This window comes from Clostridium sp. ETTB3 (assembly GCF_053571985.1).
This window is the reverse complement of sequence record NZ_CP199832.1, coordinates 2,252,613-2,271,070: the sequence shown is the minus strand read 5'-3', so window position 1 is coordinate 2,271,070 and position 18,458 is coordinate 2,252,613. Positions and strand designations below refer to the sequence as shown.

General features: G+C 26.4%; 16 protein-coding genes and 1 pseudogene. 14 read left to right on the top strand and 3 right to left on the bottom strand.

Going from position 1 to position 18,458, the window contains the following annotated elements; genetic code table 11:
* Nucleotides 1–136: 136 nt before the first annotated feature.
* The 13 genes from ACUN06_RS11060 (at nucleotide 137) to glgB (ending at nucleotide 14,691) form a co-directional block, all read left to right on the top strand.
* A complete protein-coding gene (locus ACUN06_RS11060) occupies nucleotides 137–802 on the top strand; it encodes a response regulator transcription factor (RefSeq protein WP_291736083.1) in 666 nt (221 codons plus the stop codon).
* The gene (locus tag ACUN06_RS11055; RefSeq protein ID WP_440250700.1) at nucleotides 802–2,259 is read left to right on the top strand and encodes an ATP-binding protein; all 1,458 of its coding nucleotides are present in this window, start codon (nucleotides 802–804) and stop codon (nucleotides 2,257–2,259) included. The genes ACUN06_RS11060 and ACUN06_RS11055 overlap by 1 nt, the downstream gene beginning before the upstream one ends.
* A gap of 99 nt (nucleotides 2,260–2,358) precedes the next feature.
* Entirely contained in the window at nucleotides 2,359–3,717 is a 1,359-nt protein-coding gene (locus ACUN06_RS11050; RefSeq protein ID WP_449389798.1) for an ABC transporter permease, read from the top strand.
* Nucleotides 3,718–3,728: 11 nt separating this feature from the next.
* A complete protein-coding gene (locus ACUN06_RS11045; RefSeq protein ID WP_291736088.1) occupies nucleotides 3,729–4,364 on the top strand; it encodes an ABC transporter ATP-binding protein in 636 nt (211 codons plus the stop codon).
* A 1,171-nt stretch (nucleotides 4,365–5,535) separates the two neighbouring features.
* Nucleotides 5,536–6,513 carry a mannose/fructose/sorbose PTS transporter subunit IIA gene (locus ACUN06_RS11040; RefSeq protein WP_294161043.1) on the top strand — a complete coding sequence of 326 codons (978 nt, stop codon included), beginning with the start codon at nucleotides 5,536–5,538 and terminating at the stop codon, nucleotides 6,511–6,513.
* A gap of 31 nt (nucleotides 6,514–6,544) precedes the next feature.
* A complete protein-coding gene (locus ACUN06_RS11035; protein ID WP_301953959.1) occupies nucleotides 6,545–7,351 on the top strand; it encodes a PTS mannose/fructose/sorbose transporter subunit IIC in 807 nt (268 codons plus the stop codon).
* Between the two features lie 20 nt (nucleotides 7,352–7,371).
* A complete protein-coding gene (locus ACUN06_RS11030; protein ID WP_291736167.1) occupies nucleotides 7,372–8,283 on the top strand; it encodes a PTS system mannose/fructose/sorbose family transporter subunit IID in 912 nt (303 codons plus the stop codon).
* 1 nt (nucleotide 8,284) lies between these two features.
* Complete coding sequence (locus ACUN06_RS11025; protein WP_301953958.1) at nucleotides 8,285–8,665, top strand: DUF956 family protein; 381 nt, start codon at nucleotides 8,285–8,287, stop codon at nucleotides 8,663–8,665.
* A gap of 299 nt (nucleotides 8,666–8,964) precedes the next feature.
* Nucleotides 8,965–9,087, top strand: a complete 123-nt coding sequence (locus ACUN06_RS11020; protein ID WP_449389797.1) for a MerR family DNA-binding transcriptional regulator — start codon at nucleotides 8,965–8,967, stop codon at nucleotides 9,085–9,087.
* A gap of 775 nt (nucleotides 9,088–9,862) precedes the next feature.
* The gene (locus ACUN06_RS11015) at nucleotides 9,863–10,714 is read left to right on the top strand and encodes a DegV family protein (protein WP_449389796.1); all 852 of its coding nucleotides are present in this window, start codon (nucleotides 9,863–9,865) and stop codon (nucleotides 10,712–10,714) included.
* A 13-nt stretch (nucleotides 10,715–10,727) separates the two neighbouring features.
* Nucleotides 10,728–11,228 carry a DUF1836 domain-containing protein gene (locus ACUN06_RS11010; RefSeq protein ID WP_294128278.1) on the top strand — a complete coding sequence of 167 codons (501 nt, stop codon included), beginning with the start codon at nucleotides 10,728–10,730 and terminating at the stop codon, nucleotides 11,226–11,228.
* Nucleotides 11,229–11,452: 224 nt separating this feature from the next.
* Nucleotides 11,453–12,403: a transposase-like zinc-binding domain-containing protein gene (locus ACUN06_RS11005; protein WP_449389795.1), complete on the top strand. Its 951-nt coding sequence runs from the start codon at nucleotides 11,453–11,455 to the stop codon at nucleotides 12,401–12,403.
* A 443-nt stretch (nucleotides 12,404–12,846) separates the two neighbouring features.
* Complete coding sequence (glgB, locus tag ACUN06_RS11000) at nucleotides 12,847–14,691, top strand: 1,4-alpha-glucan branching protein GlgB (protein ID WP_449389794.1); 1,845 nt, start codon at nucleotides 12,847–12,849, stop codon at nucleotides 14,689–14,691.
* Between the two features lie 390 nt (nucleotides 14,692–15,081).
* Here glgB and ACUN06_RS10995 read toward each other — a convergent pair.
* The 3 genes and pseudogenes from ACUN06_RS10995 to ACUN06_RS10985 all read right to left on the bottom strand — a co-directional run.
* Nucleotides 15,082–15,888 (bottom strand): annotated as a pseudogene (locus ACUN06_RS10995) (IS256 family transposase); the annotation flags it as partial.
* A 174-nt stretch (nucleotides 15,889–16,062) separates the two neighbouring features.
* Nucleotides 16,063–16,464, bottom strand: coding sequence for an IS200/IS605 family transposase (gene tnpA, locus ACUN06_RS10990; RefSeq protein ID WP_449390273.1), 402 nt, complete (start codon nucleotides 16,462–16,464; stop codon nucleotides 16,063–16,065).
* Entirely contained in the window at nucleotides 16,451–17,218 is a 768-nt protein-coding gene (locus ACUN06_RS10985; protein WP_449389793.1) for an HNH endonuclease, read from the bottom strand. Before ACUN06_RS10985 ends, tnpA begins: the two co-directional genes overlap by 14 nt.
* Before the next feature lie 34 nt (nucleotides 17,219–17,252).
* Here ACUN06_RS10985 and istA point away from each other — a divergent pair, with 34 nt between their 5' ends.
* Entirely contained in the window at nucleotides 17,253–18,455 is a 1,203-nt protein-coding gene (gene istA / locus ACUN06_RS10980) for an IS21 family transposase (protein ID WP_370778846.1), read from the top strand.
* The last annotated feature ends 3 nt before the right edge of the window (nucleotides 18,456–18,458 follow it).

Below are 18,458 nucleotides of genomic sequence, written 5' to 3'. Positions count from 1 at the left end.
TATAGTTAGCTAAAATCTTATATATTAAAAATACACTTAATAATATAGTTTAATCTATATATTAAGTGTATTTTTGGTTAAAGAATAAAATTTTATGCTATTATATATTTAAAAATAAATTAAAAGGAGAAAAATTATGAAGTTAAATATATTAATTGTTGAAGATGAAATAGAAATAAGGGAAGGTGTAAGTGAATATTTATCAGAAGTTGGATATAATGTTATAACTGCTGAAGATGGACTTCAAGCAATAGAGTTATTTAATAAAAATAAAATAGATTTGGTTATTTTAGATATAATGCTTCCAAAGGCTAATGGTTTTGTTGTTTTAAATAATATTAGAAAAGAAAGTAATATTCCAGTAATTATGTTAACAGCAATGAGTGATGATTATACTCAAATTATGAGCTTTGATGAAAAAGCAGATGATTATATTACAAAGCCATTTTCAATAATACTTTTACATAAAAGAATAGAAGCACTTCTTAGAAGAGGAGTAAAGTTAGAAGAAAATAGGAAATGGAATTATAAAGATATAGAAATTGATTTTGAAGGATATTCTGCAAAGAAAAATGATGAAATTATAGATTTAAAGCCTAAGGAAATAAAATTAATAGAATTATTATTAAAATATAAGGGTAAGGTTTTAAGTAGAGCACAAATTTTAGATAATTTATGGAGTATAGAAGAATGTCCAAATGACAGAGTTATTGATGTTTATATTAAAAATATAAGAAAGAAGCTATCATTAGACTGTATAGTAACAGTTAAGGGAATTGGCTATAAGTTTGAGGAGCAGTAATGAAAAAATTAAAGTTATTTTCAAAAACATACATATTTACAGTTGGATTAATAAGTTTAATAATTTTTACTTCAAATATTTTAATATATTTAGCAGTACCAAGGGTATATTTAAGTAATAAGGAAAAAGAAGCTGATATAATTATTTCAGAATTAACTCAAAAAATAAATGAAGAAACTAGTGAAAAGTCTTTTGAATTAGCAAAAGGTTTTGCTCAAAAGTATAATATTCAGGTTTTTATTACTTTAGGAGAAGAGCAAAGAAGTTTTCAAGGGGTTGAAAATGTAGATATATACATAGATAAGGATGTTATTAAGGATAAATCATTAATACTTCCAGATTTAACTGGTGAAGGTATTATAAAAAGTTCTGAAGAAGAAGAAGTTGATTCAATAAATGAGGGGATATTTAGTCAATATATTAATGTAAATAATTCATCAATAATAAAAAGTAGAGATTTTAAGACTATAAATGATGTAAAAGGAAATATTCAAATAGTAACTAATTTAGAATCTTTTACAGAAACTAGGGATATTATATTAAAAATATTGCCATATTCTATGATTGTAAGTTTAATTGTAGCTTTAATTGCATCATATATATATGCAAAAAAAATTACAACTCCAATAAAGGAAATTTGTAATGTTACAAAGGAAATGGAAAAGTTAAATAAAAGGGCTTTTTGTAATGTTGAATCTGAAGATGAAATTGGAATATTAGCATATAATATAAATAGTTTGTATGAAAATTTGTTAAATACAATTATATCATTAGAAGAAGAAATAAAAAATGTAAGTGAATCTGAAAAGGTTAAGGTGGATTTTTTAAGAAGTGCATCACATGAGCTTAAAACTCCATTGATGAGTATGCATATAATGATTGAAAATATGTTATATGATATAGGAAAATATAAAAATCATTATGTATATTTGGAAAAGTGCAAGGATATAGTTAATGAATTAAGTAAAATGGTTCAGGAGATTTTAGATACTTCAAGGCTTAATTCTATAGAAAATAAAAATGAAAAGTTATTGGATTTATCATATATAGTTGAAAATGCATTGGACCATTATAATATAATAGCTAAATCAAAAAATATTAATATTAAAGTTAATTTAAATGATTCTTTTAATATTAAGGTAGATGAAAAGGTGTTTACTAAGGCAATTTCTAATATTATTTCTAATGCAGTTAATTATACTGATGAGGGGAAGGAAATAAGAGTTTATATAAAAGATAAAAAGCTTATTATAGAAAATGATTGTAAACCAATTTCAGATGAGCATTTAGCACATATTTTTGAAGCTTTTTATAGGGTTGATTTTGATAGAAATAAGTCTAGTGGAGGAAATGGATTAGGGTTATACATAGTTGAACAAATTTTAAGGATGTATAATTTAAGTTTTTCTTTTAAATCAATTTCAACTGGTATGAGGTTTGAAATTGATTTTAATTAATTATTTTTTAATTTTATAAACTTAACTCTTTTATTTCATAAATATTTCATATTGAACTAATAAAATGTACTCAAGTTAATAAACAAGGAGGAAATAAATATGAATGTATTTAAAAGATCGGTATTATATATAACAAGAAAAAAAATGAAAAGTATTATTATGTTATTTATATTATTTGGAATAGCAACAGCTGTTTTAAGTGGAATTTCAATTAAAAAGGCAGCTAATATAGCAAGACAAGATTCAAATAAGGATATGGCAAATACTTTTGAATTACAAACTAATCTTGGAAGTAATTTAAGTGGAACAATTCCAGAAAGTTTAATTAATAAGCTTTCAAAGGTAGATGGTGTTAAGAATTATGATGCTGCAATTCAAGGTGCTGGTTTAGATTTAGAAAATGTAAATTATATAAAACCAGAAAAAAATGCAGTTCAATATAATGATGATTATAAATATGAAAAACTTTTTTCTGTAGAAGCACATAAGAGCTCTGAGTATGATACTAAGTTTATAAGTAAATCATTAAAGCTTGTTGATGGTAGACATATTGTGCCTACTGATAAAGGTAAGGTATTAATTCATAAGGCTTTAGCAGAAGCAAATAATTTAAAAGTTGGAGATACTATAAAGGCTAAAAAGAGTGCTGGTGATTTTAATGCATCAACTTTATCTAAAAATGATTATGATCTTGAAATAGTAGGTATTTTTGAAAGTAGTAACACTGAAAGAGTTGGTCACAAATTAGAAATGCCAGAAAATCTTTTAATAACTGATATAGATACTGTTAAAACTTTATATGGATATTCAGATGGAGAAGTAAAATATACTAATGCTACGTTTAATACAAGCACTGATGTAGATAAGGTAACAGCAAAATTTAAAGAAATTTCTGCTGAATGGAATAAGTATACAATAGTAAAGAGTGAAGATACATTCTTAGCTTTATCTAAGTCTTTTGATTCTTTAGATAAGATTATAAATATGATTTTAATTGGTGCAATAATAGCTGGTGCAATAATACTTTCATTAGTGTTAGCATTTTGGATTCAAGGAAGAATTCATGAAACAGGTATATTACTTTCAATAGGAGTTTCAAAGTTTAATATTATTTCTCAATATATAATTGAATTATTACTTATAAGTGTATTAGCTTTTGGAGGATCATATTTCTCAAGTAAAGTAATTTCACAAAATATAGGAAATACAATAGTTTCACAAGCAAGCAAACAAGCTGTTCAAGATGTTAAGAGTGGATTTGGAGGATTTTCATTAGGAAATGATGTTAATAGTTCTTTAGCAACTCGTACAGTTGATGAAATTGATGTAAAAATACAAGCTAAGGAAGTTGTTTATGTATATATTATAGGTACAGGAATTATCATAATTTCAGTAGTGTTATCTTCAGCATCAATAATTAGATTAAAACCAAAAGAAATATTATCAAAAATGAGTTAGGAGGAGTTAGTATGTCAGTTTTATCTTTAAATAAAATTAGCTATTCATATAAAAATGGCAAAAATATTTTAGATGATATAAGTATTGAATTTGAAAAAGGTAAATTTTATACGATTTTAGGTGTTTCAGGTTCTGGAAAAACTACTTTATTATCATTGTTAGCTGGGTTAGATGAACCTAGAAAAGGAGAAGTTTTATATAACAATGAAGATATAAAAATAAAGGGATATGAAAACCATAGAAAAAACAATATTTCGTTAATATTCCAAAATTATAATTTAATTGATTATATGACTCCCTTAGAAAATTTAAGAATAATTAATCAAAAAGCTGATAAGTCAATATTAAATAATTTAGGCTTAGGTGATGAAGAAATTAATAGAAATGTATTACAACTATCTGGTGGTCAGCAACAGCGTGTGGCAATTGCAAGAACTCTTGTAGCAGATTCTCCTGTAATATTAGCTGATGAACCAACAGGAAATTTAGATAGTGATACAGAAAATGAAATTGTAGAAATATTAAAATCTAGTGCACATGAGCATGGCAAATGTGTAATAGTTGTTACACATAATAAGGATTTAGCTAAAAAATCTGATGTTATACTTATGTTAAAAAATAAAAAGTTAACACGTGTTAACAAATAATTGAGATGTAAAATTTGTGAATTAACATAGTCGTAACAAATAGAAACTATATCAGGTTAACAAATAATTGAGATGTAAAATTTGTAGCATTTAAAATAGAACTAATTTTATATAATAATCCCCCATTTATTATTAAAATTAATATTAATAGTTAAGTAAAGTAAAAATAATAAAATTAATGACAAAAAATAATAAAATTAATGACAAAAAATAATAAAATTCCCCATTTATTATTAAAATTCAAAATCAATATTTAGTTAAAACTAAAAGATAATAATAGAAATAATAATAATCCCCCATTTATTATTAAAAGTAATATTTAGTTAAAGGGAAAAGGATAATAATCCCATTGATTTTTTATTAAAGACTAAATAAAAATTTTTTCAATGGCTGAAAGTTAGAAAAATCTAGCTTTTAGCCATTTTTTTTATGTATATGAAAGTATAAAAAATTTGAATTTTTAAGGCTAGTTATATGAATGGATTTTAAGATTTAAAACTATAGGATTGATCCAATGAAGTTGGTGTGGAGATAGCCAATTTGTCAACGTTTAGGAAAGTATAAAATTTTTTAAGCGTTAAGGCTAGGTATATCAATGGATTTTAAGATTTAAAACTTTAAGATTGATACCATGAAGTGGGCATGACGATAGCCATTTTGTTCTGTATAGAAAGTAAAAAAGTATTTGCCTATATTATTTATTATTTCAAATACGAGAAAAATATAAAATTTTCAAAAGATATTATTTTTATAGAACTTAATTTGTAAATATTGCAAAAATAACCTTGTAAACTATTACGTTTTTTGGAGTTAGATAAGGCCTTTTTAAGAATAAAATAAATAATATATAAAATAATTTTAAAAAATATAGTATATATAAATAAAATTATGTTATAATATGATTGTGCTTAATTTTTAAATATGTATACGATAACAATTCGATATATTTTTCTTAATTAAGTATAAATAAAAATATTTTATAGTTATTAATTCAATTAAGTATAATTTTATGAAGTAAAATAATTTATTATTTATATCAGGTATATTTTGTATTTTGATTAATGGCATTATTATTTTTTTTCATTAAATAATATAATAATAATTTTACTTTATTTTATAAATACTTATATTTTTGAATTTGTAACAAATAAAAAAATAGGAGGTATAAAAAATGGTAGGAATTATTCTTGCTAGTCATGGGGATTTTGCTAAGGGCATTATGCAATCAGGCTCAATGATTTTTGGAGAACAAGAAAATGTACAAGCAGTTACATTAATGCCAAGTGAAGGCCCAGACGATTTTAGAGCAAAACTACAAAAAGCAATATCAAAATTAGATAATGCAGATGAAGTATTGTTTTTAGTTGACCTTTGGGGTGGCACACCATTTAATCAGTCAAATGCTTTATTTGAAGAGCATAAAGATAAGTGGGCAATTGTATCAGGCTTAAATTTACCTATGTTAATTGAAGCTTATGGGGCTCGTCTTTCAATGCAATCTGCACATGAAATTGCAGCTTATATTTTGAAGCCAGCTAAGGACGGAGTTAAGGTTAGACCAGAGGAATTAGAGCCAAAGGAGGCTAATGTGAATTCTGAAGCTTCAGTTAAAATTTCTAATGCGGGTTCGCCTGGAAAATTTGAATACGTTTTATCACGTATTGATTCTCGTTTATTACATGGACAGGTAGCAACAGCATGGACAAAAACTGTACAACCTACGAGAATTATTGTTGTATCAGATGCAGTAGCAAAAGATAATCTTCGTAAAAGCTTAATTCAACAAGCAGCTCCTCCAGGGGTTAAAGCTCATGTTGTTCCAATAAATCATATGATTAAGCTTGCAAAAGATGATAAGCATTTTGGTGGTCAACGTGCAATGCTTCTTTTTGAAAATCCAGAAGATGTATTAAGGGTAGTAGAAGGAGGAGTACCTTTAAAGACCATAAATGTTGGATCTATGGCACATTCTACGGGAAAAGTTCAGCCAAATAAGGTTCTTGCTTTTAATCAAGAAGATATTGATACTTTTAATAAATTAAAGAAAGCTGGAATTGATTTTGATGTTCGTAAAGTACCAAGTGATTCTAAAGGAAATATGGATGAAATATTAAAAAAGGCACAAGATGAATTAAATAAGTTAAAATAATTTAATTAGGTAAAAAGGAGAAGGAATAACTATGGATTTAAATATAGTTCAAGTAATATTAGTCATTATTGTAGCATTTTTGGCTGGTATGGAAGGTATATTGGATGAATTTCAATTTCATCAACCATTAGTTGCTTGTACATTAATTGGTTTGGTTACAGGTAATTTAGTACCATGTTTAATATTAGGTGGTACTCTTCAAATGATTGCATTAGGTTGGGCAAATATAGGTGCAGCAGTTGCACCGGATGCAGCATTAGCAGCAGTAGCATCAGCAATTATATTGGTGCTAGGAGGAAAAGGAGCAGAAGGTGTTTCTTCAGCTATTGCAATTGCAGTTCCTTTAGCAGTTGCTGGATTATTATTAACAATTATTTGTCGTACAATTTCTACTGTATTTGTACACTTTATGGATGCAGCAGCTAATGAAGGGGATGTAAAAAAGGTTGAAATATGGCATGTTGCAGCTATTTGTTTACAAGGTATACGTATTGCTATTCCAGCAGGATTAATTTTAGCAATTGGTGCTGGTCCAATTAGTTCATTACTTAATGCTATGCCAGCTTGGTTAACTGATGGTTTAGCAATTGGTGGTGGAATGGTTGTAGCTGTTGGTTATGCTATGGTAATTAACATGATGGCAACAAAAGAAGTATGGCCATTCTTTGCAATTGGATTTGTATTAGCAACTGTTTCACAAATTACACTTATTGGACTTGGTGCAATTGGTGTAGCTTTATCTCTTATTTACTTAACACTTTCTAAAAAAGGTGATACAGTTGATGGAGGAAGCTCAAATACAGGAGATCCTTTAGGGGATATTATAGATAGATACTAATAGAAAGGATAGATTAGAAAATGGCAAAGGAATTAAAATTAACAAAAAAAGATCGTATTTCTGTTTGGTTACGTTCAACTTTCCTTCAAGGTTCTTGGAACTATGAAAGAATGCAAAATGGTGGTTGGGCATTTGCAATGATTCCAGCAATAAAAAGATTATATAAGACTAAAGAAGAGAGGTCAGCAGCATTAAAGCGTCACCTGGAGTTCTTTAATACCCACCCATATGTTGCTTCGCCAATTCTTGGTGTAACATTAGCTTTAGAAGAAGAGCGTTCTAATGGTACAGAAGTTGATGATATAACTATTCAAGGTGTTAAGGTTGGTATGATGGGACCTTTAGCAGGTATTGGTGATCCAGTTTTCTGGTTTACTGTTAGACCTATATTAGGTGCATTAGGAGCATCGCTTGCAATTAATGGAAATATTCTTGGGCCAATTATATTCTTTGTTGCTTGGAACCTTATTCGTATGGCATTTACATGGTATACACAAGAGTTTGGATATAAGGTTGGATCTAGTATAACTGATGATTTATCAGGTGGGTTATTACAAGATATTACAAGGGGTGCATCTATTCTTGGTATGTTTATCTTAGGGGCATTAGTTAATAGATGGGTATCTGTTTCATTTGCACCAACAGTATCATCTGTTAAATTAAGTGAGGGTGCATATATTGATTGGAGTAAGCTTCCTGAGGGTGTGAATGGTATTAAAGAAGCTTTATTACAACAAGCATCAGGATTATCATTAACAGATGTTAAGGTTACAACATTACAAAATAACTTAGATTCATTAATTCCTGGTTTAGCAGGATTATTAGTTACTCTTCTTTGTATGTGGTTACTTAAAAAGAAAGTATCTCCAATTGTAATTATTCTTGGATTATTTGCAACAGGTATAATATTCCATGTTATTGGATTAATGTAATATGGTTCAATCATTAAATACAAAAGTAGATTTGGTGATTGATGGAACATCTTTTACATGGATTTCTGATTATGGAAAAATAATGATTGGCGATAAGGGATTTGAATTTTATAATTCTCGTGACAGTCATAAATATATTCAGATTCCATGGGAGGAAGTTGATTATGTGATTGCCTCTGTATTATTTAGGGGAAAATGGATTCCTCGATATGCATTAAAAACAAAGAGAAATGGAACATATATTTTTGCTTCAAAGGACCCTAAAAAAGTTCTTCGGACTGTTAGAAAATATGTTGATCCTAATCATATGGTACAATCATTAAGTTTTTTTGATGTGGTAAAAAGAGGGGTAAAATCTATGTTTAAGGGAAAAAGTAAATAAGTATTTATTTTAGCACATTCTATATTAAGAGAGTGAAACTATAAATATTAATTTATAAGAATTAAATTAAACTATAAAGAAAAGTAACTGTATAAGAATTTAAGTATACTATAAAGAAAGGTAATTATATAATAATTTAATGTATTATTAAAGAAAAAGTAGTTGTATAATTAATCAAAAATTTAGGCAATAAAATTATTCATGATTATTTTGAGTAATTTTATTGCTTTTTTTTATTTTTAGAAAATATAAAGATATTTATTTATACTATTTATTATTTCAAATACAAGGTGATATTAATGGAAACTTACTTTTCAGTTGGTGAAATATCTAAATTAACTAATGTTCCAATTGAAACATTAAGGTATTATGATAAAATGGGTCTTCTTAAATATGCTTATATTAATAAACAAAATAATTAAAGGTATTATTCTGTAAATCAATTTATAAAAATTGATTTATTAAATAAAGCAGTGTAAACTTATGATATTATCATTAAAGGAAGGAATAACAGAAGATTCTATGATAAAAATAATTCAACAGCAAAGAGAAGTGTTGGATAAAAAATTGAAGAGCTTCAAGCAGTTAAGTCATATATAGAGTTTTTAGATTTTAGAATAAAGGAAGTAGAAAAAACAGAAATCTTTATAAAGGAAAATGATGAAAAGTAGTGAGCAAATATAAATATAGATTTATTACTATATAGTTGTGTTATATCAAAATGTTGTTAACAACATTTTGATATAACACAACTATATATAGAAAATTAATATAATTAAAATAGAGCTAAATCAAAAAAATGATTTAGCTCTATTTTAATTATATAAGCTACTAGGAGTCGTTTTGACAGATAGATAAAGTCTACAAAATTTTATAAGACTATATTGATTATTTATGATGTTTATGTTGTTGTATAATCAAGAGGCATAATTTTGTATAGAAAAATATAAAATTTTTTTAAGGATTAAAATTAAGTGCTATCAATGAATTTCAAGATTTAAAATCATAAAATTAAATAATACTACGAAGTAAGTATGACGATAGTTAATTTTTCAATTTAAATTAAAGATTAATGAAAATATTGACAAGATTTATTTAGGGTGATATTCTAAAATATGTAGTTTTAAAAACTATATATTTTAGAATAGAAATAAAAATTATATAGAATAAAATTTTAAGTGATTGGAGATAAGCTTTATGATAAAAATAGTATCTGATTCATCAGCATTATATTCAAAAGAAGAGGGACAAGTTAAAGGAATTTCGATTTTACCATTAATAGTAACTATAAATGGAACTACATATAATGAATATGAAGATATAAAAACAAAGGAATTTATTGATATAATTAATGAAGGACATATTCCAGTTTCTTCACAACCAGCTATAGGTGAGGTATTAAATGTTTATAATGAAAATGAAGATTGTGAAATAATTAATATTTCAATGGCTGATGGATTATCAGGAACTTATAATTCTGCATGTGTTGCTAAGGAAATGGCTGAAAACTCAAAGCGAATAGAAGTAATTAATTCAGGAACATTATGCGGACCACAAAAATATTTGGTTGATTTAGCTGTGAAGCTTGTTGAATTAGGAAAAAATAAAGATGAAATAGTTAATGAAATAAATAAATCAAAAGAAGAAACAAAGTCATTTTTAATACCAAATGATTTTGATTATTTGGTAAGAGGGGGAAGATTATCTTCTATAGTGGGGAAAATAGGAAGTGTGATTAAATTAGTGCCTGTTATGACACTTTCAGAAGATAAAAAGTCATTAGTTAAATTTACAACTAAGCGTACATTTAAAAGAGCATTACAAAAAATTAGTGAAGATATGATTAATAAGGGTATTAATTCAAATTATAAGATTTACATATCTCATGCTTGTAATGAAGAGTTGGCGAAAAGTGCAGAGAATATTATACTAGAAAATATAGAAAATACAGATATAGAAATAAATTTATTAGGGCCTGTATTTACTACTCAAGGAGGGCCAGGTTGTATTTCAATACAATATATTAGAAAACATGAAGTATTAAAGTAAGGTGGGATATAATATGGAATTTGTTAACTTTTCTATACCAAGGTTTAAGCAGTTACCAAAAGTACCTCTTTATAAGGATCAAGTAATTATTTATTTAGAAGATTTAGCAAAATCATTAAATATAGAAAGTAATGAGAAATTATTAACACCAACCATGTTAAATAGTTATGTTAAGCAAAGGGTTATTCCAGCTCCTAAGGATAAAAAATATACTGAAGAGCATTTAGCGTATTTAATTGTTGTAGGGGTATTGAAACAAGTATTTAGTTTACAAGAAATATGTGAATTAATTAATATTCAAATTAAAGGCTATTCAGTTGAAGAGGCATATGATTATTTTTGTGATGAAATAGAAAAAGCTATTAAAGCTGTTTTTATAACAAGAGATTTTTCATATGCATCTATGGTTGATAATAATATAAAAGAAAGTAAAATGTTAAAATCTGCTGTTTTATCATTTGCACATAAATTATATATTACAGAGTATTTAAAAGATGAAACTACTAATGATTAGTTTCATCTTTTAAATATTTAAGTTTTATGAAAAGAAAAGGCTTTGTGCTGAAAGAAAGTGAAGTAATTTTCTTTTAATAATTGATATTTTGTAGAAAAATATGCTTAAAAATAGAAAGTTTTTCTATTGTTGGTTATAGATAAAATTTAAAATTAATATTTTATTAATTAAGGTTTTTGTTTAAAGTTATAAAATTAAGTTAATAATCATAACTGGTGATGATTATGATAAATAGTAGATTTTATAAAACTTTAATTAAAACTAGTCCTAAATTAAGCAATGAACAATTAAATTACAAGAAATATTATAAGAATGTTGAAGAAAATAAAATTAAAGAAGGAAAACAATGTCCTTACTGCAAGGGTGAAAAAATAATAAAGTTTGGATTTTTTAATGGGCATCAAAGATTTAGATGTAAAAACGAACTTTGCAAAAAGACTTTTACAGGTAATATAAATAATCCTTTTAGATATTCTAAAAAATTTAGAGAAAATTACGAAAAGTATTTTGAATTTTTTATACAAGGGCTACCCTTGAGGATTTGTGCTGCAAAGACTGGAATTACACTAGTTACAGCATTTTTTTGGAGACATAGATTTTTACATGATTTAGCTAAGAAAAATTATAAAGAGAAAATATCAGGGCCATATATTGAGCTTACTCAATTTGTTACTTTGGAAAATTTTAAGGGCGATAGAAAGTTCCATGAAGAAAAGAGAGATAAAATTATAGTTATAAATGCATTAAATGATAAAATTGAAATTCTTCCAATTATGGGAGGAAGAAAGTTTTTTGGAGCTAATCAATTAAGGGATAATCTTATACCAAGACTAGATAAAAAAGCTTATACCGTAGGATTTATAAATGGAAGATTAAAAAACTTTTGCAGAGCACTTAATGTAGTTAATAAGGTAAAGATTAATAAAGAAGAAATTAATGAAATTGATAAGGGGTATTCTAATAAAATAAAATGCTGGCTAGTTAAATTTAGAGGTGTTGCAAGTAAATATTTAGATCATTATTTAAATTGGAGAGCCTTTGAATATAAAAATAGTATTGAATATACAAGGAATAATTCAATAATAGAAAAAATTAATTTTAATATTAATGTAAAGGCTGAAATTAATACTTATTTATCTTGGAATAAAATAAAAGAAAAGACTATTTGTATTTAATTTAGTAAATTGTTTAAAGAAATCTTTAAAGCTTTGTTTTATATTGAAATAAATTGATTAAAATAAAATGATAAATTAAAAAAACTGTTATTGAAATTTGAAATTTCAAATTTGATAATGGTTTATTTGTGATTAATTTTGTTTTAAATAAGTTAAAGAGTTTATTATATTTTAATTGAAAAGTGAAATTTATGGTTTTGAAGTAGTGAGGGAATATTAATGTAGTTTTATTACTTACGATTGTGTTATATTAAAATGTTGTCAACAATAATTTCATATAACACAAGCATATATAGTAAATTAATACACTATAAACATACTAAAGTTTAATTAAAAATATAAAATTTATATAAAAATAATATAGTTTTTACCTTACAAATATTGTAAAATAATAAATAGTTAATAATTTTATTACATTAAAAGCAGTAAAAGGAGATTATACTATGGATATATATGGGTTTTATGCAGGTGAAATTTTTGATGCATATAAATATATGGGAGCACATATAGAAAATGATCAGGTAGTGTTTAGAACATATGCACCACATGCTTCAAGGATAGAACTAATAGGGGAATTTAATAACTGGTCAGGAACAGAAATGTATAGGTTAGAAGATAATAAGTTCTTTGAATGTAGAGTTTCCAATTTAAGGCCAGGAATGCTATATAAGTATAGGATTTATAGTAATGATGGGCAATGTGTTGATCATTGTGATCCATATGGATTTGGTATGGAATTAAGACCAAATACAGCATCTATTATTAGAGATTTAAATGAATATACATTTAATGATGAGGAATGGATTAATAGTAGAAGTGATTGCAAAGAAAAACCTTTAAATATTTATGAAGTACATTTAGGATCATGGAGAAAAAAAGAAGATAATAGTTGGTATAATTACAGCGAATTAGCAGATATGTTAATCCCATATGTAAAAGAATATGGATATAATTATATAGAAGTTATGCCATTAAGTGAACATCCATGTGATGAATCATGGGGATATCAAAATACGGGATTTTTTAGTCCTACATCTAGATATGGAACTGCAACAGATTTAAAATGCTTTATTGATAAATGTCATAAAAATAATATTGGGGTAATAATGGATTTTGTTCCAGTACATTTTGCTGTAGATGGATTTGCATTGGCAAATTATGATGGGACTCCATTATATGAATATCCACATGAAGATGTTGCTATTAGTCAATGGGGAAGTAAAAACTTTATGCATTCAAAGGGTGAAGTAAGGAGTTTTTTACAATCTGCAGCAAATTATTGGATAGAAGAATATCATTTTGATGGATTAAGAGTTGATGCATTAAGCAATATAATTTATTGGCAAGGAAATTCTGATAGAGGTGAAAATAAAGAAGCAGTAGAATTTATTAAAGGGATGAATAAAGGATTAAAGTATATGCATCCAAGTATAATTTTAGCTGCGGAAGATTCAACCGCTTATCCTAAAGTTACAGCTTCTGTTGAAGAGGGTGGACTTGGATTTGATTATAAATGGGACATGGGATGGATGAATGATACTTTAGAGTATTTTAAAATACATCCTTATGATAGAAGAAGAGAATATCATAAATTGACTTTTTCTATGATGTATTTTTATAGTGAAAAATTTTTAATGCCATTATCACATGATGAAGTTGTTCATGGAAAAGCAACTATAATTCAAAAAATGTATGGTAATTCATATGAAGAAAAATTTAAGCAAGCAAGAGCACTTTATATGTATATGTATGCTCATCCAGGGAAAAAACTTAATTTCATGGGAAATGAAATTGCACAATTTAGAGAGTGGGATGAAAAGAGAGAACAAGATTGGAATATCTTAGAATATCCAATGCATAATAAATTTCATAGATTTATGAGAGATTTAAATTTAGTTTATATCAATCATCCAGCATTATTTAAAGATGATTATAAACATGAGGGATTTAATTGGATTGATTGTCATCAAGAGGAAAAATGTGTATATACATTTGAAAGAATGGGGGAAAATGAAAATATTATTGCAATATTTAATTTTTCTGATGAATATCATGAAGGATATGAAATTCCAATGGAATATAATACTTTGGAAGTTATTATGGATAGTAGCATAAATGAATATGGTGGAGATGGAAAAACAAATTACAGAATTTTAATTGAAGAATATATTAAATATTATGAAGGCGGAAATAAAAATGATGCAAATTCAATTATTTCAAGTCACAAAAAAAGGTTGCTATCAGTTGATATGAAACCATATTCTGCTGTGTATTTTATATTAAAATAATAAAAAATTAAATATTTTAAAATATAATTTAGTTTAAAGTGTATAAATTATATTAAAAAATAAGTCGATATAGATAATAAAAAAGAGCCTGTAAATAATTTTGTGTATTCTGAATTTCCTCTTGAAAATAATGAGTGATTTTTAAAATTTAAATTTTATTTAGTTTTGTCTAAATATAGGTTTTATTGACATTTTAAATATTACCCTATATGTATATTATCCCCACTTATTAGGAATAATATACGCTAGGGAAAATATCAAAAGAACTTTATTTTAGGTTTATCCTAATTTAAGGTTCTTTTTTCATCTAAAATATCACTAAAAATAATATTTAATTGATTAATAACTAAATCCCAATCAGCATAAGCTCTAGTCCATTTCCTTGCTACACGGTATATACTTCATACTAGAACGTATTTGATGTATTATGCACCTTTGTATTTTAGCAAATGGAAAAGTAGCTCCGATAGCTTCCTTGAAGCCATTAAGAACGTCAACGCAGAATATAAGTACATTTTGAACACCTCTATTCTTTAAATCGTTTAATACAGATAGCCAGAATTTACTTGATTCATTAGCCCCAATCCATATCCCTAAAACTTCTTTTTCCCCATCTAAATTGACTCCGATAACAACATACGCAGCTTTAATCACTACTTGTTTATCCTCTCTAACTTTATAATGAATTGCATCCATAAATACAAATGAGTATGTTTTTTCTAAAGGTCTACTTTGCCATTCCGCTACCAGCGGTAAGATTCTATTTGTAATATTAGATACAGTTTCAGCACTAACATCCACTCCATAAAGTTCTTTTACTTGTTCAGAAATATCACGAGTTGTCATTCCAGTTGCATATAAACCTAATATTTTTTCCTCTATTCCATTAACTGATCTTTGATGTTTAGGAATAATTCTAGGTTCAAATTCACCATTTCTATCTCTTGGTATATTTATTTTAACTGGTCCTAATTCTGTTTTTACTATTTTCTTTGAATAACCATTTCTACTATTATCAATGGATTTACTAATGGAATCGTACTTTTCATACCCTAGTGCTTCATCCATTTCAGCTTCTAACGATTCTTGAAGTACATCTCTAAACATATCTTTTAGAGCATTTAAAATTTCATTTGGACTAGTAAAGTTTTGTTCCTTAATATATTTTCTTAATAATTCTTTCGACATATTTGACATATAAAAAACTCATTCTTGTAATAATTATTTATCTCAATTATTTCCAAAAAGGAGTTGGTTTTATTCAGTTTACACAAAATTTTTTACAGAACCAATAAAAAATATTTATATCGACTTATTTTTTATAAATACTGGCGTAAAACTGCTATCCTTTTAAAGTAGCGGATGTAAGCCCTAACCTTGATTTTGTATATATTTTTCAATTGTTTCCTTAGAAACATTTCCAATACTGCATGAGAAATATCCATCTGACCAGAAAGTTTTTTCTTTCCAAAAGAACTTAGCTAGTTCCATAATATTATTGTTTTGCCTCCACAATCTATATGTAGAAATTTGTTTAAACCATCGAACTAAGTCTAAAACTGACATAGTTTGTTTGTAATGTACCAGTAGATGTATATGGTTCTTATCTACTTCCATTTCTACAATCACAATATCTTTCTCCTTGGTTATATCATAAAATATTTGTTTAATCTCATCTTCAAATTTGATAAGCAAATTTCTTCGGTATTTCACAACAAATATCAAACGAACCATTAACAGATATTTACTGTTGTTTTCACTAACATAATCCATAACTCCAGTTAAGCCCTTTCTTAAAAACATAAGGTATTAATAACTCCACTTTAGGAACTTTTTTAATTTCCTTTAAAGCGATATACTTGCCTTCGTTTTGAGTTCCTTTAACAGTATAAACTTTTCCATTATATTTAACTAAATCATTAGGTTGATAGAAATATTTTTGTTTTCTTATTCTACGCTGACCTTTTGATATTTTAACACCTCTATATTTTCTTAAATTTTCTGTATTAAGATTTTTGTTTCTTGTGCTTCTACCACAGTTTAAGTCTCCACCAGAAACCTTTTTTTCTGTTCTAATATCTATAATTTTTGAATCATAGAACTTCTCTAAACTTCTATTTTTGAGCCTATCTTGAATTACTAAAAACTTGTCTTTAGTTCGAGCTTGATTCGTTCCTTTTGCAATAGCAAAAGCGTCGTTTAAATGGCTCTTTTCAATACCATTTTGAATTCTATGTTTTTTAGTAATATATCCATAAGTTATAGACACATTATTATGTTTAGATTTTAATTCATTAACTAAATGCCATCTAATCATACTCATAAATGTAGCATCTTTAAAACCTCTAACTTTTTTACCATTCACGCACCAATCATAAAGAAATTTTCCTTTCTTATGATTGGCGGGAGTATGGCATTTGCTACAAAGTGTAATTAAGTTTTCAGGTCTATCACTACCGCCTTCGCTGTAAATGATAATATAACAATGAACAGAAAATGGAAAATAAAAATGTACAAAAATGATCATTAGTTATATCCTATTTATTGGAGGGATACTAATGATTATGAATTTACAAGGTCAATTAACTATATTAAAATCTATGAATATTAAACCTAACTTTTCAGAGTTAGCTAGAGAATATGATTTAGATCGAAGAACTGTGAAGAAATATTATGAGGGATATGAAGGTAAATCAAAAACTAGAAATAAAAGTAGTAGATTGGATCAATATTATATTGAAATAAAAGAAAAGCTTGCCATAAATGGCGTTACGATAAATGGAGTATATCAATATTTTAAAGATAAATATGGTGATATAGGAACTTATTCAAATTTTAATAAATATGTAAAACTTAAAAACCTGAAACCAAAGAAAGCCATAAGAGGACATGCTAGATTCGAAACACCGCCTGGCAAGCAAGCCCAAGTTGATTGGAAGGAAGATATTAAGTTAACTTCAAAATATGGTGAAGTTTTTATTTTCAATGTATTTTCTTATAAGTTAGGAAATTCAAGATTCTGTTGTTTTACTTATAAAAAAAATAAAACACAACAAGATGTATTTGAAAGCCTAATAGAATCTTTTAAAATGACAGGAGGTGTTCCTAAGGAAATTTTATTTGACAATATGAAAACAGTTGTTGATATAACTAAAGATGGAAGAAAAATAAATAGCAAGCTAAAAGCTTTTGCGGATGACTTTGGATTTAAAATTACATTGTGTAAACCAAGGCATTCTTATACCAAAGGAAAAGTAGAATCTGCAAATAAATTTGTAGAATGGATATTACCTTATGATGGAGAATTTGAAAATGAATCAGACATCATTGAACTGCTTCAAAGAATAAATTCTAAGGTTAATCAAGCACCAAACCAAGCAACTAACATTCCACCTATATTATTATTTCAAAAAGAAAAGGAGTATCTACTTCCCTTACCAAGTAATCATATCATAGAATCCTATATGAACTACGACCGTCAAACCAAAGTTCATAAGGATTCACTAATAACTTATAAAGGAAGTAAATACTCTGTACCACCTAAATATATAGGTAAATCTGTAACTCTTAGAAGAATAGATAAAGAATTACAAATATATTTTAACACAGATTTAATTTCAACACATCAATTAAGTGATAATAAGATTAATTATAATGAGTGTGATTATAAAGAAATTTTAGGATCAGTGTTAAAAAATAAGAGTACGGATGATATAGAATCGCTAGCGGAAGCTAATTTAAAACAGTTTGATGCTTTTTTATAATTA